The organism is Myxococcus sp. NMCA1 (genome assembly GCF_026810205.1).
Taxonomy (GTDB): domain Bacteria; phylum Myxococcota; class Myxococcia; order Myxococcales; family Myxococcaceae; genus Myxococcus; species Myxococcus xanthus_A.
Genome location: NZ_CP113950.1, coordinates 6787112 through 6800980 on the forward strand (window position 1 = coordinate 6787112; position 13869 = coordinate 6800980).

11 protein-coding genes are annotated in these 13869 nt (G+C 66.8%); 7 read left to right on the forward strand and 4 right to left on the reverse strand.

The genetic code is table 11. The features are described 5' to 3' along the window. Window positions 1-59: 59 nt before the first annotated feature. Entirely contained in the window at window positions 60-347 is a 288-nt protein-coding gene (locus OZ403_RS27885; protein ID WP_140794389.1) for a hypothetical protein, read from the forward strand. 350 nt (window positions 348-697) lie between these two features. On the opposite strand, the gene OZ403_RS27890 is transcribed toward OZ403_RS27885, so the two are convergent. Further along, complete coding sequence (locus tag OZ403_RS27890) at window positions 698-838, reverse strand: hypothetical protein (RefSeq protein WP_268782206.1); 141 nt, start codon at window positions 836-838, stop codon at window positions 698-700. A gap of 81 nt (window positions 839-919) precedes the next feature. Between OZ403_RS27890 and OZ403_RS27895 the strand changes: the two genes are divergently transcribed. The 3 genes from OZ403_RS27895 to OZ403_RS27905 all read left to right on the forward strand — a co-directional run bounded on the left by OZ403_RS27895 (window position 920) and on the right by OZ403_RS27905 (window position 5416). After that, window positions 920-1687, forward strand: a complete 768-nt coding sequence (locus OZ403_RS27895) for a helix-turn-helix domain-containing protein (RefSeq protein ID WP_268782207.1) — start codon at window positions 920-922, stop codon at window positions 1685-1687. 145 nt (window positions 1688-1832) lie between these two features. Beyond that, window positions 1833-3638: an ABC transporter ATP-binding protein gene (locus tag OZ403_RS27900; RefSeq protein ID WP_268782208.1), complete on the forward strand. Its 1806-nt coding sequence runs from the start codon at window positions 1833-1835 to the stop codon at window positions 3636-3638. After that, the gene (locus OZ403_RS27905; protein WP_268782209.1) at window positions 3638-5416 is read left to right on the forward strand and encodes an ABC transporter ATP-binding protein; all 1779 of its coding nucleotides are present in this window, start codon (window positions 3638-3640) and stop codon (window positions 5414-5416) included. The genes OZ403_RS27900 and OZ403_RS27905 overlap by 1 nt, the downstream gene beginning before the upstream one ends. 98 nt (window positions 5417-5514) lie before the next feature. On the opposite strand, the gene OZ403_RS27910 is transcribed toward OZ403_RS27905, so the two are convergent. Next, window positions 5515-6996: a DUF3943 domain-containing protein gene (locus tag OZ403_RS27910; RefSeq protein ID WP_268782210.1), complete on the reverse strand. Its 1482-nt coding sequence runs from the start codon at window positions 6994-6996 to the stop codon at window positions 5515-5517. Window positions 6997-8108: 1112 nt separating this feature from the next. Here OZ403_RS27910 and OZ403_RS27915 point away from each other — a divergent pair. Further along, the gene (locus tag OZ403_RS27915) at window positions 8109-9173 is read left to right on the forward strand and encodes a hypothetical protein (protein WP_268782211.1); all 1065 of its coding nucleotides are present in this window, start codon (window positions 8109-8111) and stop codon (window positions 9171-9173) included. Window positions 9174-9875: 702 nt separating this feature from the next. Here the strand turns inward: OZ403_RS27915 and OZ403_RS27920 are convergent. Continuing rightward, window positions 9876-10124 carry a hypothetical protein gene (locus OZ403_RS27920; RefSeq protein ID WP_140876643.1) on the reverse strand — a complete coding sequence of 83 codons (249 nt, stop codon included), beginning with the start codon at window positions 10122-10124 and terminating at the stop codon, window positions 9876-9878. Between OZ403_RS27920 and OZ403_RS27925 the strand changes: the two genes are divergently transcribed. Together OZ403_RS27925 and OZ403_RS27930 are read left to right on the forward strand one after the other, a co-directional pair. Next, window positions 10123-10251: a hypothetical protein gene (locus OZ403_RS27925; protein WP_257792120.1), complete on the forward strand. Its 129-nt coding sequence runs from the start codon at window positions 10123-10125 to the stop codon at window positions 10249-10251. The genes OZ403_RS27920 and OZ403_RS27925 overlap by 2 nt on opposite strands. A 517-nt stretch (window positions 10252-10768) precedes the next feature. Then, window positions 10769-11452 (forward strand): hypothetical protein, encoded by a 684-nt coding sequence (locus OZ403_RS27930; protein WP_140799500.1) that lies wholly within the window; start codon window positions 10769-10771, stop codon window positions 11450-11452. A gap of 75 nt (window positions 11453-11527) precedes the next feature. Here the strand turns inward: OZ403_RS27930 and OZ403_RS27935 are convergent, their stop codons facing one another. Then, window positions 11528-13846 carry a hypothetical protein gene (locus OZ403_RS27935; RefSeq protein WP_268782212.1) on the reverse strand — a complete coding sequence of 773 codons (2319 nt, stop codon included), beginning with the start codon at window positions 13844-13846 and terminating at the stop codon, window positions 11528-11530. Between the last annotated feature and the right edge of the window lie 23 nt (window positions 13847-13869).

Sequence of the window (13869 nt, forward strand, 5' to 3'; positions counted from 1 at the left end):
CCAGAATAGACTGGAAGCCACCGATTCAGTCATTCTGTCCCTTCTCCAAGGAGGCACAAATGAAGATGGGACGCATCGCAGTGGGCTTCGTGGTCGGTCTCGTGTCGATGGTGGGCTGTGGTGGCCAGACGCAGGACGCACCGGGCACGGACGTGGCAGCCGAAGGCCTCGATCAATCCTGTGTGTATGCTTATTTCGAGTGTGGCTATCGCGGCCACCAGTATCCCTACGCCTGGCCTGCGACCTGCGCCGTCGGAATCCATACGCACCAGCAGGCCTTCGCGGCCTGTCTCGCGGAATGCCCCTGGATGTGCGTCGACACGGGGGACACCGGCACGGAACCGTAGGCGGAAATCCCTGTCACGGAAATCCGCTACAGCAGAGAGCACGGTACAAATGAAGCACGGCGGGCACTCGGAATCGCCATGACACCCTGTCCAGACATGAACGGCGCAGGCATGCCATGTCACTGGATTGACGGAAACGCAAACCAAAACACCGCCTGAAATCCAAGCCCCCCTCAAACGGAAGGGCATCCACTTCCTGGAGCGAATTCTGACAGCAATGGCGGCGCCAATTCAGGCGTGACCGGCGTACCGGGAGGTTGCACATGGAGCATTGCTGGACTCCTACAACCCAAGCGACTCCAGCGTCGGTCACACCATCGACATGTGGGTGATTCGGACCACGACCCTGGCTACTTCGCCGTCTCCATGGGGACGAGCACGTACGCGACGTGGCCCGGCGAGTCATCGACTTCGACCGCAGCACCCTGGCGATCGTCGGTCCCTGACGAGCGCTGCCCGCACCGGGCGCGGCGGTGGGCCTTGAGAATCATGCGAACAACTCGCATGATTCGCGCACAGCACGCGCCATGATGCACACGCTCTATCGGCCCCACGCGCCTCTCGACAAGTTCGTGGACTTCTTCTGGGTGTCCGCCGGCTACGTCGCACAGGCGCCACGAGAACGTGTGCTGCCGTCGGGCTCGCAGTCCCTTATCGTCCCTCTCGGCGCCCTCCCACTGCGCGTCTACTCCAGCGACCAGACGGACGAGGCCGCTGAAATCCGGGGCGCGGTCGTGAGCGGCGCGAGAGGCAGCCCACTGACCATCGCGGCCGTGGCTGGCCCGACCGCCGGTATCCACTTCAAGCCCGGCGGCGCGCGCGTCTTCTTCGACGTGCCCTGCAACGAATTCGCGGAACAAGTCGTTTCGCTGGATACGATATGGGGCGCGTCGGCGCACTCACTGCGCGAACGGCTGATGGAGACATCCTCGCCGCGCGAGCGCATGCGATTGCTGGAAGAACACCTCCTGCACCGACTGCGCCGGCCCGTCGAACCAGGGCCCGCGCTTCGTGCGGCGCTGGCCGCGTTCGAGGAACCCGACCTCACGTCGGTCGCTGAAGTCAATCGCCGCACGGGGCTCTCCCCCAAGCGCCTGTTGGCCCTGTTCCGCGAGGAAGTCGGCTTGAGTCCGAAGACGTACTGGCGCGTTCGACGGTTTCGAGCGGCGCTCCTCGACGTCGAACAGGGCGCCTTGCGTGGTGCCGCGTTGGCCGCCGAGCACGGCTACTTCGACCAGGCCCACTTCCTTCGCGAGTTCCGGTCGCTCGCCGGCGCAAGCCCCCGCGAGTACCTGGCAACGCGCGTCGAGGGCACCGACCACGTGGCGGTCTCCGGGTAAAAAGATCCAATCCACGGCGGCTGTCCCTGCGTTTACTTGGCGCCATGGAACCGAGTGAACGCCTCCCACAGCGCGTGCCGGCAGGCCCGGCATGGACGGAACGGTCGCACCCCAGCCGCAGGGGCCCCCACAGAGGGAGGCGAGCATGAGCGCCGACTCCCCCACCACGCGGGCCGAGGAACGTCCTCTCAGGGGCCTTGGGGCGCTTCTCGGACCACAGGGGCCGCTCGTCGCCGGGGCCGCGCTCTCGTCGACGTTCGCGGCGGCCCTCGCATTGGTGCCGTTCTTCGTCGTCGCACGCATGGCGACCTCCATCTACGCGACCCCGCCGGACCTCGACGCGGTTCGCGCGCTCGCCCTCCTCGCCGCGGGTGCGCTCGCGTTGCGTTACATCCTCGTCGCCGCCGCGAACATGCTGGCGCACATCGCCGCGTTCCGCATCCTCCATGACCTGCGCGTGCGGCTCGCGAAGAAGCTCGGCGCCGTTCCGCTTTCGTTCTTCAGCCATCGTGGCGCGGGAGAGCTGAAGAAGACGCTGATGGACGACGTGAACCAGATCGAGGCGTTCGTCGCCCATCACTTCCCGGATGCGGTCACCGCGCTCGTCGTCCCACTCGCGACAGCCGTCGCCCTCCTGTGGATTGACTGGCGCATGGCCCTCGCCAGCCTCGTGATGGCGCCACTCGCCGTCGTGGCGATGGCGGTTGCCATGCGCGAGGTCGGCAAGGCCCATCAACAGTGGAACGAGCTCCAGAGCCGGATGAACCGCTCGCTGCTCGAATACCTGCGGGGTATCCACGTCATCAAGACCTTCGGCCTGTCCGCGCGGCGCTTCAGCGACCTCTCGCGCTCCATCGAGGAAGGGCTCGCGTGGATGGAGGGGTTCATGCGCACCAACGGCCGCGGCTACGGCGCGTTCGGCGCGCTCATCGGCTCGAGCCTCGTCGTCCTCGTCCCCATGGGCGGTTGGCTCTACACGCGCGGCACGCTTTCGCTCGAGTCGCTCGTGCTCTTCCTCGTCCTCGGGCCACAGCTCCTCATGTCGATGATGCGACTGATGTTCGCGTGGGGCAACGTTGACCGCATCCAGGCGGGCAACGCGCGCATCCAGGCCATCCTCGCGGCACCCGACCTCGAGACTCCCACGAGCGCCGCGCGCCCCACGCACGATGGCGTCGCGTTCCGTGGCATCAGCTTCCGCTACGAGGACGGCGGTTCGGAGGTCCTCCGCGACGTCTCCTTCGAAGCGCCCGCGGGCAAGGTCACGGCACTGGTCGGACCTTCGGGCGCTGGCAAGACGACGCTCGTGAGGCTCGTGCCTCGGCTCTGGGAGGCGACGAACGGCGCGGTTGAACTCGGCGGCGTCGACGTGCGCGCGCTCCCGCTCGACCAACTGATCTCCCACCTCTCGATGGTGTTCCAGGACGTCTTCCTCTTCCATGGCACTGTTCGCGAGAACCTGCGTCTCGCTCGGCCAGATGCCACCGATGCGCAAGTCGATGCCGCATGTCGCGCCGCGCGTGCGTACGACTTCATCCAGGCGCTTCCCAGGAAGTACGACACGCTGCTCGGCGAGCGCGGCGCCCGCCTCTCCGGGGGTGAGAAGCAACGCCTGTCCATCGCGCGGGCGCTCCTCAAGGACGCCCCGGTGCTGCTGCTCGACGAGGCGACGGCTTTCGCCGACCCCGAGAATGAGGCGCGCACCCAAGAAGCGCTGTCCGAGCTGTGCGCGGGGCGGACGGTGCTCGTCGTCGCGCACCGGCTTTCGACCATCGCCACCGCGGACCACATCGTCGTCCTCGACGGCGGGCGCGTGAATGACCAGGGGACACACGACGAATTGCTCGCGCGCTGCGCCTTGTACCAGCAACTCTGGCGCAGTCACACCGAAGCGCTCGACTGGTCACTGGGCGAGCCGGGCACTCCTGACATTCAGACGGAGGTGGTGTGATGCTCAGGGAACTCTTCATGCTCGGCGAGCGGCTCGCGGGCCGAAAGGACGCACGTCTCCGGCGCGGCCTTCTCTTCGCCCTTGCCGAGGCACTCGCGGTCGCCGCGCCCTACGCACTGGTCCTCTTCTTCGTTCGCGAAGCGCTCGAGCACCGGCTATCGATGCACCTGACGTGGTGGCTCACCGGCGGCATCGCGCTCTCAGTGTTGCTGCGCCTGGCGTTCTCGATCGGAGCGATGTCCAACATCTTCGTCGCCGCGCATGCGCTCATGGGGCAAGCGCGCATCCGCACCGCCGACCACCTGCGACGCCTGCCCATGGGGTTCTTCACGCAGCGAAGGAGCGGTGAACTGGCAGGCGTGCTCACCACCGATGTCGCGCTTGTCGAAGACGTGTGGTCGCACACCATCGGCATCTTCACGGCGAGCTTCGCACTGCCGATGCTCGTTGGTCTCGGCCTCTGTTTCCTCGATTGGCGCCTGGGGCTCGTCATCCTCGCCGCCCTACCGGTGGCGCTCCTCGTGCTGGCCGCGACCACGCCCCTCTTCGTGCGTGAGTTCGAAGCCGTGCTCGAGGCATCGGCGGATGTAAACGCCCGCGTCGTCGAATACGTGCAGGGCATCGCCGTGCTTCGGGCGTTCGGCCGGCACGGCGAGGTCTACCAGCGCTTCGTGAAGGCAATGGAGCGCCTGCGCGACGCCCTCATTCGCGCCGATGTCTTGCCCTCCCCGCTGCTCGCCGTGTTCGGCTTCGTCGTCGAGATGAGCTTCGTCGCGGTGGCGTATGCAGGAAGCACTCTGGCGTTGCGCGGCTCGATTCAGCCCGGGGTGCTGCTCGTCTTCCTCGTCGTGACGGTAGGGGTCGTGCGTCAGGTCGCGGATCTCGGAGTGGCACTGCTCATGCTTCGAGCGTCTCAGCGCGCGCTCGGTCGCGTTGATGGGCTGCTCGCGGAGAAGCCGCTCGCGGAACCGTCCGCGAGAGCGGCGTCGATCCAGAAGTTCGACGTGGAGGTCGACGCCGTGTCCTTCGCGTACGAAGACGAGACCGTGCTCGACGGTGTCTCGGTGACGTTCCCCGAGCGCTCGCTGACCGCGCTCGTCGGTGCCTCGGGCTCAGGCAAGTCGACGCTGGTCCACCTCGTGGCGCGGCTGTGGGACATCCCACGCCAGGGTGCCATCCGCATCGGGGGCGTCGACATCCGGGACATTCCGTTCGAGGAACTGCACCAGCACATCGCGATGGTGTTCCAGGACGTCGTCCTCTTCTCCGGCACCATCCTCGAAAACCTGCGCGTTGGACGGCCCGACGCCTCGCTCGAGGAAGTCCAGCGTGCAGCGCGGGCAGCGCGCGCCCACGACTTCATCACCGCCTTGCCGAACGGCTACGACACCCTGCTCGGGGAAGGAGGAGGAACCCTCTCGGGGGGTGAGCGCCAGCGCTTGTCCATCGCACGCGCCATCCTCAAGGACGCCCCCATCGTGCTTCTCGACGAGGCCACTGCCTCCGTCGACGCGTCGGCGGAGGCTGAAATCCAGCGCGCCATCGACGAACTGGTCAGGAAGAAGACCGTCGTCGTGATCGCACATCGGCTGCGCACCGTGCGGCGGGCGCACCGCATCATCGTGCTCGACAAGGGGCGCGTCGCGGAGTCAGGCACGCACGACGAATTGCTCGCGAAGCGCGGCGTCTACGCTGCGCTCTGGCTGGAACAGGAGCGGGCCAAGGGCTGGCGGCTCGTGGCGAGCACGCCCTCCCGAGCCACCGCGGAGCAGACCTGACGTGAGCCTCACCTTCACGCCAGGTTCAGAGCCGTTCCGGGCGGACAGCGCGAAGCAGTGGGAGTCGCGCTCGGGCTGGAATTCGCTCCCGCGGGTCCTCAGCGCGTCCCGAAGCCCGAGCCCTTCGAGACCGTCCAAAGCAGTCGGATTTGCGTCGCACGTTGGCGGATGGCGTCGGAAACGCTGCCGAACTCGCCCTCGCGATTGGCAACGAAGGCTTCGAGCGCCACGCCGTGTTGCCCGGCGAGCAGGAGCTCGGCACGCGCGGTGGCATAGGTGATGAGCTCCACGCCCTCTCCGAGGAAGGCGCCTGAGATGAGATAGTTGCGCACGGACACGCCGACGCGCCCGACACCCCGCCGCACCAGGCCCAGCTCGAAGGCCGACTGCGCCCCGGGCCCGAAGTGGTAGTCACGGGCGGACTCCGGCGAGGTGAGACCGCCGCCATGGCCAAACGGCACCCCGGCCATGTTCGCGGTGACGTCCAGGGTGAGCTGAGGCGTGAGCGGAACCTGCGCCACGCCGCCGATGCCGAGGCTGACCGTGGAAACGCGCAGCGTGTTCGGATTGGCGAAGTCGTAGCCCGCCATCAGGCCCCAGAGTCCCGAAATCGAGCGGAGCTTGAAGCGGTCGCCGTAGAGAAGCCCCCGGCTGAAGAAGCCCACCGTCAGCGTGTCGCGCGAGAAGCCCATGCGCGCGGTGAGGGTGAAATAGTCGAAGGGCTGGTCATAGTCGCCCGCGGTGAGCTGCGGAGGGCCGTAGACCATTTCGACGCCGAGGTGCCCCTCCAGCTTGTTGGGAACATCGAAGCGCGTTCCGTCGATGTCGTTGTAGTTGTCGACGTTGCTCGTGAAGCCAGCCATCAACTGGAGGAAGTTCCCCTGCACCGGGAGGAAGTCGTTCTTGCGGCGGCCGAAGAGGTATCGGTTGATGCCGCCCACGGGTTCGACGAGCAGTGAGAGCACCGAGCGCGCCACCGTGGGTTCGCCTTCGTCGAGAATCGCGAGCGCGGTGCGATGCAGGACCTCGCCCAGCACGACGCCCCCGATGGACGTTGTAATGAGGTCGTTCGTGGATGGAGTCTCGGACTCCATGAACAGCTCCCACAACACGCTTGACGCGACCGTGAACGGGACCGAGCCCCAGAAACCGAAGCCGCTCGAGCGCGCCGCGGTGTAGGCCAGCGAGCCCTGGTAGGGGTGCCCGAGCGCATTGGTCGCGAACGCATCCTCGTCCCACACCCAGCCATCGGTGACGTTGCGACGCATGGTCTCCAACGAGATGTCCGCGTAGGGCTTGCCGAGGAGCTTCGCCGTCCCCCAGAAGATGGCGTGGAAGGCGCCCATCTCCACGATGGGCACAACGAAATTGCGCCCTCCTCCGTCCGGCGCGTTCCAGATGGCGCGGCGAGGCGGATGCACGAGCTCCGGCACGAGGAGCCGGGGCTCCGCGGGAACGGCCTCGACGCACTCCTCCGACGCCAGGGGGGCATCCGCGGGCGCCGCGCCTGCCTCGCCTCCTGAGACGAGCGCGAATACAAGGAGCAGACCTGAGACGCGATGCACGAGGAACTGGTTCATGGCGTGCATCGGGCTCTAATTGCTCCCGGGAGCGAGTGCACGCACCAACCGCTGCAGGTGCGAAGCGAGCCACGAATCCAGCGCAAGTGAAGAACTGTTTCCGATGGCACCGAACACTCGTGATGAACCGAAGTCGAGCCAGGCAGGCGGTGCCGGACTCGAGGGAAGCAGGCGAGCAGGTTCGCCCGTCAGCGACCTTCCCTGGAGGCCGTGGTGCATCGCGCCGCCGCGTCAACGCTCCTGTGACATGCGGTGAACTCCAGCTGACGCGTGGCTCCATCAGGCCATGCGAGGAGGTTCCATGGAGCGTCGCTCCCTGGGACGGACGGCACCTGCAGGGGCTCCGCTCCGAGTTCGTCCTCTCCACCAAGTGCGGCTACGGCGTGCCAGGTATGGAGGACTGGATGCCCGAGTGCATCACCCGTGGCGTGGACCAGGCCCTCATGCGCTTACGCACCGACGTGCTCGACGTGGTGCATTTCCAAGGGAAAGGTCCGCGCGGCCGCCTACTCCGGTGACAACGCCGCCATGGAGTACGCGGTCGAGACCGGTGCCTTCTCCGTGGTTGGGGAATGCGCCCTGGCGTTTCGCGGAGCGTCCCAGCGCGCATGACCTCGGCGAGTACAGGCACCGGATGCGGCCCCTGGCGCTCGACTCGCGGGGCCTGGACTGGAGCGATGTGGCCCTGCGCTTCGCCGCACCCGTCCCTGGCGTGTCCACCTGCATCGTGGGCACCGGGAGGCTGGAGCACCTGCGGCGAAACATCCGGACGCTGGAGAAGGACCTCTGCCCTCGGACTTCGTGGAGGCCATCCGCGACGCGTTCCGCCGGTGTGGTGCGGGTTGGGATGGGATGATTTGAGTCTGCACGTCAGTGGCGCTTCCGCTGAGGGACTGCTCGGTGCGGCCTTTCATGTGTTCCGGTGTGCTCGTCCGTCCAGACGCCTGGATGCCGCTGGGCATCCGGGCCAGTCCCGGAAACATCGTGAAAGCGCGGCGTGAAGCGCTGGAGACGGCCTGGAACAGTGTTCGCGGCATATGGACACGTCCGCCTCGATGCAACGAAGCTGTGACGCAGAAGGCCGGGCCCCCTCGCATCTCCGCGAGGAACCCGTGAAAATCAACGAAATGAACCTGCGACTCTCGATACGCTCCCTGTTGATACTTTCCCTCGCGGTCGCTCCCGCACTTTCTGGCTGTGGTTCCGATGACGTCGCTCCGACGCCGGACGCGGGTGTTCAGCCCGACGCGGGCATTGAGCCGGACGCGGGTACCGAGCCCGAGCCAGATGCAGGCACGGAGCCGGACGCGGGTACCGAGCCGGACGCGGGCACGGAGCCCGACGCGGGTACCGAGCCGGACGCAGGCACGGAGCCCGACGCAGGCACGGAGCCCGACGCAGGCACGGAGCCGGACGCGGGCACTGAGCCCGACGCAGGCACGGAGCCGGACGCGGGCACTGAGCCGGACGCGGGCACTGAGCCGGACGCGGGCACTGAGCCCGACGCAGGCACCGACCCCGACGCAGGCACGGAGCCCGACGCGGGCACCGACCCAGACGCGGGCACCGACCCAGACGCGGGCACCGACCCCGACGCAGGCACCGACCCCGACGCGGGCACCGACCCCGACGCAGGCACCGACCCCGACGGAGGCACCGAGCCGGATCCGTTCACCGTCTGCGAGGGCGAGTGCAAGGAGACCGCAATCACGATTCAGCTGGGTGGGAACCAGCGCCTCTTGACGAGCGCCTACTTCGGCTACGAAGAGCCGGAGAACCCGGAGGATCCGTGGGAGCTGTGGATCGAACTCAACAACGGCGCGCCGGGTGAGTGCCCCACCGCGGAATCGGAGCTCCCACCGCAGCTTGTCAATGTCCACGCGGTGAGGGTGCCGGTGGACGCGACGCCGCAGGTAGGCTCCGCGCCAGGCGAGCCGACAGCGACTCTCGTCGACTTTGAGGGAGTGCTCACGACGGCGTTCTTCCTGCACAGCACGAGCCTCACCTTCACGCCCGTGGCGGCCTCGCTCTGCCCCACCTGCGTCCTGGGCGGCACCCCTCCCGAGTCGCACTTCGTGGCCTTCGACGTGAACGGCCTCTACGGGAATGGCGCCCTCACCGGTCACGGATACGCCACCTACTGCCCCACGCTCGACTCCTTCAAGGGCAAGAAGTAACCGCGGTCCGGCTCGCCTGACGGTGAGTCGGAGCTGCCCAGGCCCCTGACACAGGGGCCTGGGCCCACCGAAGCGTTGCGCTGCCAGACGACGGCGAGAGCACCGGCCCCCCCCACGCATGGAGGGAAGCCGGCACGTCGGCATTGCGCCGCATCAGGCCGAGTTGGAGCCTGCCCTTCGCGCAAGGCTCGCTGGCCAACCGCCATTTCCGCACGGCACACGAACCCGCGCCGGTATTCTCCCGTCTATTTATTCAATACACGGGCAGATATCAGATTTGGCGATATTCACAGGGAAGCGCTACTCAGCGGCATGCTCAAAGCGCGTCACGGAGTCCCTCTCCCAATGAGTCTGAGGAAGGTACGCCGGGTGTCATTGACCGCGGTCTTCCCGTAGCGCGCCATCTGATTCTGCTCGGAGGTCCTTTCACCCTTGAGCTGGAGGCTCCTTCCGAGCTGCCCATCGAGCCACTGTACTTCGTCCTGCACATGGCCTCGGTGCTGGGGCTCTTTTGGGGCACGGTCTGCCTGACCCGAGCCCTCTACCCGGGGTGGCTGGGACGGTGGGCGGCAGTGCCGCTCCGGCGGTCATGGTGGTGCCGAAGCTAACGCTCACGTGGATTCCCACCTTCGACAACCACCTGCTCAACCGAACCCTCGCGCTCGACCCGGAACTTCTGGCCCAGAACCCCCGCTGCTGTATTCAGCCCCAGCGGTCTTGCTGGAGCTCCTGAAGGCGCGACTTGATCTTCGCCTCCCGTTGACCATCCGTCCTCGCCATGGACAGATGACGCATCGTGACCTGCTTCGCCGCCTTGACGAGCTCGTCCGCCGACAGCTTCGGGTTGTCGCGAACGAACGCCTCCATCTCGCTCATGATCTTCTTTTCGAGATTCGCGATGCCGGGTTTGGTGACTCCAATCACGTATCCGGACTGGATGAAGGACTCCATGAGGTTCGCCGACGTCGCCCTCCAATCCGGGGCCACGGCAGACGCCTTCGTCGCCGTCGTCGAGTTCGGCGCGGCACTCTTCGCAGTGGAGGATGAGCCCATGCCCAGCAGACTTCGCATTGCATGAAAGACAGGCTGTCGGGTCGTGATTGCCACGGCACACCCCCAATGCATACGAGTTGGTAGCATTCTAGGGCAGACATTCGGTGGGTGGACTCGTGGGAACCCCCTACACCGCCTGACATTGTGGAATCCCAAACGCTGTCAGGCCCAGCCTGCTGGGGCCGCCATCTGCAAGAACTCGCTGGTGACGCGCTTCGTGCGGGGTAACTCGGACCACGCCAGCGCGCGGAGGGCCGACGCGGGCGGGCTTTCCAGCGACGCCTCGTCCCTGAGCGACGTCAAATCTACTTCGAGCGAGGCCGGAACCGCGTCGCTCGGCAGCGCTTCCCACGTCACACGGGAGAAGCGTTGACAGGCGCATGCGGAAGCAGAGGCAACGAAAAAGCTTAACACCCTGTCGAAAGTGCTGGGCTCCTGTCTGTGGACGCCTCGTAAAACGATGGAACTCCCGGTGCGGGGTGGAACGTCCAAGTGGCTCACGAATTTCCCGTGAGCCACATCCACCTGCTCGAGGAGTTTCCATGACCGCTCGCCGTGCATCCTTCTTCCACATCTCATTGAGCGCCGCTGTCGCGATGGCCTTGCTGTCTGGCTGCGGTGGCCTCGCGACGTCCAACCCGCGCTACTTCACCGGCGGGAAATGGAACCAGTTGGACAGCCCCTACGCGCTCACCCCCATGCTCGCCTGCGCCTATCCGGCGGAGGGCAACGACAAGGTGTACCGCAACATCGAGGACTACCTCGCGCCGGCGCTCTGGAGCGCGTATGGCAAGGACGTCTCCGAGGTGAAGGTGAAGAAGTTGAAGGGGGACAGCGAGTGGTGCGACGCGTTCCCGAACATCGCCACCGACCAGTTCATCGTCCCTCCGCGAATGAAGAAGGAGCTGGCCGAGTACGTGAAACAGTCCGGCGCCAAGGGCGTCATCATCCCGGTCGCGCACATGTACCGTTCCCCCATCATGCAGGAGGTCCTGGCCCCCGATGGGACACAGGTCGGGAGCGTGGAGACCGAGCGCTTCGGCGCTGACGGCACGGCCGGCCTCTACGTCCACTACATCAACGAGAGCGGAGAACTCATCTACACCGGGCGTTCGCGGACCAATGGCCTGGGCGTGCTCCCGGATCCAATTGGGTACATGCGCGACCACGCGTCGGACTACGCACAGCAGATGACGCAGAAGGCGCCTCCGGTCGACCTCCAGTAGTACCCGACGGGGTGCGCACGCGCGCAGTCGCGCGGGTGCGTGCCCCCTCCATCCCAGGCACCGCGGCGCCGCGGCCTATACCGAGCCGCGCTCAGGTCGTGGGGCTCCCAGGAGCCAGTGTGAGCCAACGGCCCAGCCAAAGAACACCCTGCCAGGCAGGGGCCAAGCTTGCTCCTCGATCACCGCGAGAAGCCGCGTGAGCACGGGTGCGAACGGTTCCGCGATTCGGCGCGGTTGCGCGGCCAGGCGCTGCTGAGCCCAATGTCCGAAGTCCTCCTGCTCCGATGGGGAGAGGAGCGAAAGGAAGAACACCATCTGCCGCCATGCGTAGGCGGCGTTCTTCACGTTGCGGAGCCGATGCTGGTAGTGCGGTGCCTTGCGCAGGAGCAACTGGCACACGCTTTCGAAGCACCGGCGGGCCAGTTCGGGCAACTGCGGGCGCAGCGTTCGCGTGAGGCCCAGCGCGTCGAACAGGACGGCGAGGTTGTGCGTGGTCAGGATTTGCGCCTGCTCGATAACCATCCCGTTGCCACTGACCCCGCGGGGCTGATGCCCCTCGGCCTGGGCACGGGCCAGGCAGCGTTGAGCGAAATCCGAGACGCGCTGTCGGCGGGACGGCTCCTGATGCGCGGCGTCGGGCCCGAGCGATGGCTCCATTGGGATGTCGTAATAACGCGCGTAGAGGCTGCCTTGAACGAAGGCCGCGGCCCGTCGTGCCGCCTCGTCGAACTTCGGCGAGAACGCGTTCATGAAGATGTCCGCCGCCAGTTCCTCCACCAGTGGGATTTTCAGTCCCGCCGCTTGCGCCAGCGCTCTCAACTCTTGCAGCAGCTTGTTGGGAATGAGCACGGCGGGGAACGCCGAGATGGCCAGCGAGGAGATGCGCTCGAGCGTCTGGGCCGCCACCTCCTGCTGGCCCAGGTCCGGCGTGCGGTGGGCGTCGATGGCGCGGACCCAGGGCAGCTCCTGGAGCTTCACTTGCGATTGAAGGTCGAGCAGCAGCAGGGACCGCCGCCGGCGGAATGCCGCGTAGATGTGCCCGTACAGCCGCCGGAGCTCGGGGTCATTCACCCCCTGTGCCGCTACGTGCGCGGAGACCTGGGGGAGCACCCTGGCAAGCACCTCACTGGAGGTAACGACCTTTCGTGCAATCAGGTCCTCGATCGAGGCGTTCGCGCAGCGCACCAGTTTTCGTATCAGGGATGGAGGGAACTCCGCGCCCGCGGCCACACCCTGTCGAGCTGCCTCCACCGCGGTGACCGGGGCCGTCACCTGCTCCAGGTCGTCGAGTCCCTCGCCGCTGGAGTAAGCGCCAAGTCGCGCCACGAGGACCCTCGCGAGGTCCGGGTGTGTCGGCCGCGCCGCGGCGCGTTGCTGCTCCGTGCGAAGTGCCTGCAACCGGTCGCTGCCGGGCAGCCCGCGCGCTCGGGCGATGTCGTCGAGGACATGCTGAACGCGTCGCTGTTGCCCCGGTGTCAACGCGGCCGGCTCCGTCACCGACTGGGCGAGCACGTCGCACAGCTTCGAGAAGTGGCTCTTCGAGTGGTGGGGCCACTTGCAAAGAAGGTGTTTTGTCCGGGCCCGCGCCACCGTGTCGAGCAGCTTCGAGCCGCGTTCACTCCACGTGGCAGGAAAGTGCCGACAGACCCCTTCGGAGGTTCGCGTTTCGAGGAACAACTTGACGAGCTCGTCGTACAGCGGGGTCCAGACCTCGGCGGACTCGCGTTCCCGCTCGATGTCCAGGGGCAGGCGGACTCGCTGGAGTTGCTTCGTGGTTTCCGCCACGGACTGGAGATGGACGTGGAGCCCGTCCTCGGTGGAGGGCGTGTGGGGGACCGGGTAGAACCGCAGCCGGGAGAAGAAGGGCGCCAGCTCCTCGATCATCGTGCGTGCCTGCTCGGCGGCGCCGTGGCGCAGCAGCCATGCGGCGACCAGGAGGGCACCTTCCTCGGGGACGTCGACGCGGTAGGCCCCGGTGGCCAGCAACTCCCCGAGTAACGTCAGCCCCTCGTCACTGAGGAAGTACGCGTTGAGTGCCGCTCGCGGGCTGTGGCTGGCGCTGGGCCCAAGCTCCTTCAACCACGCCTGCTCATGCGGTGAGAGGGGGCCCTCAGCGAGGAGTTCTCCGGTGGCAAAGCCCCCCGTCACCACCTTCAGGGTGGCCCACGCGGGCGCGTCCGCGACGGGCGTGCGAGAGCCGACGTCGAGCGCGCCAGTCAAGATGCCCTCGAGCACCTTCCGCCAATGCGCCACCTTCGCGGTGCTGCGTGCGCGGATTTCGAGGTCGGGACTCTCCGCGGACAATGTCAGCGCGCGAGCGAGTTGGCCGAGCACGAAGCCCGGGTTGATACGGAGGGCAGGCGTGGGATTGGAGGCGTCCGAAGAATGGCTCAATGGGAAGTCTCACGACAGCGAGG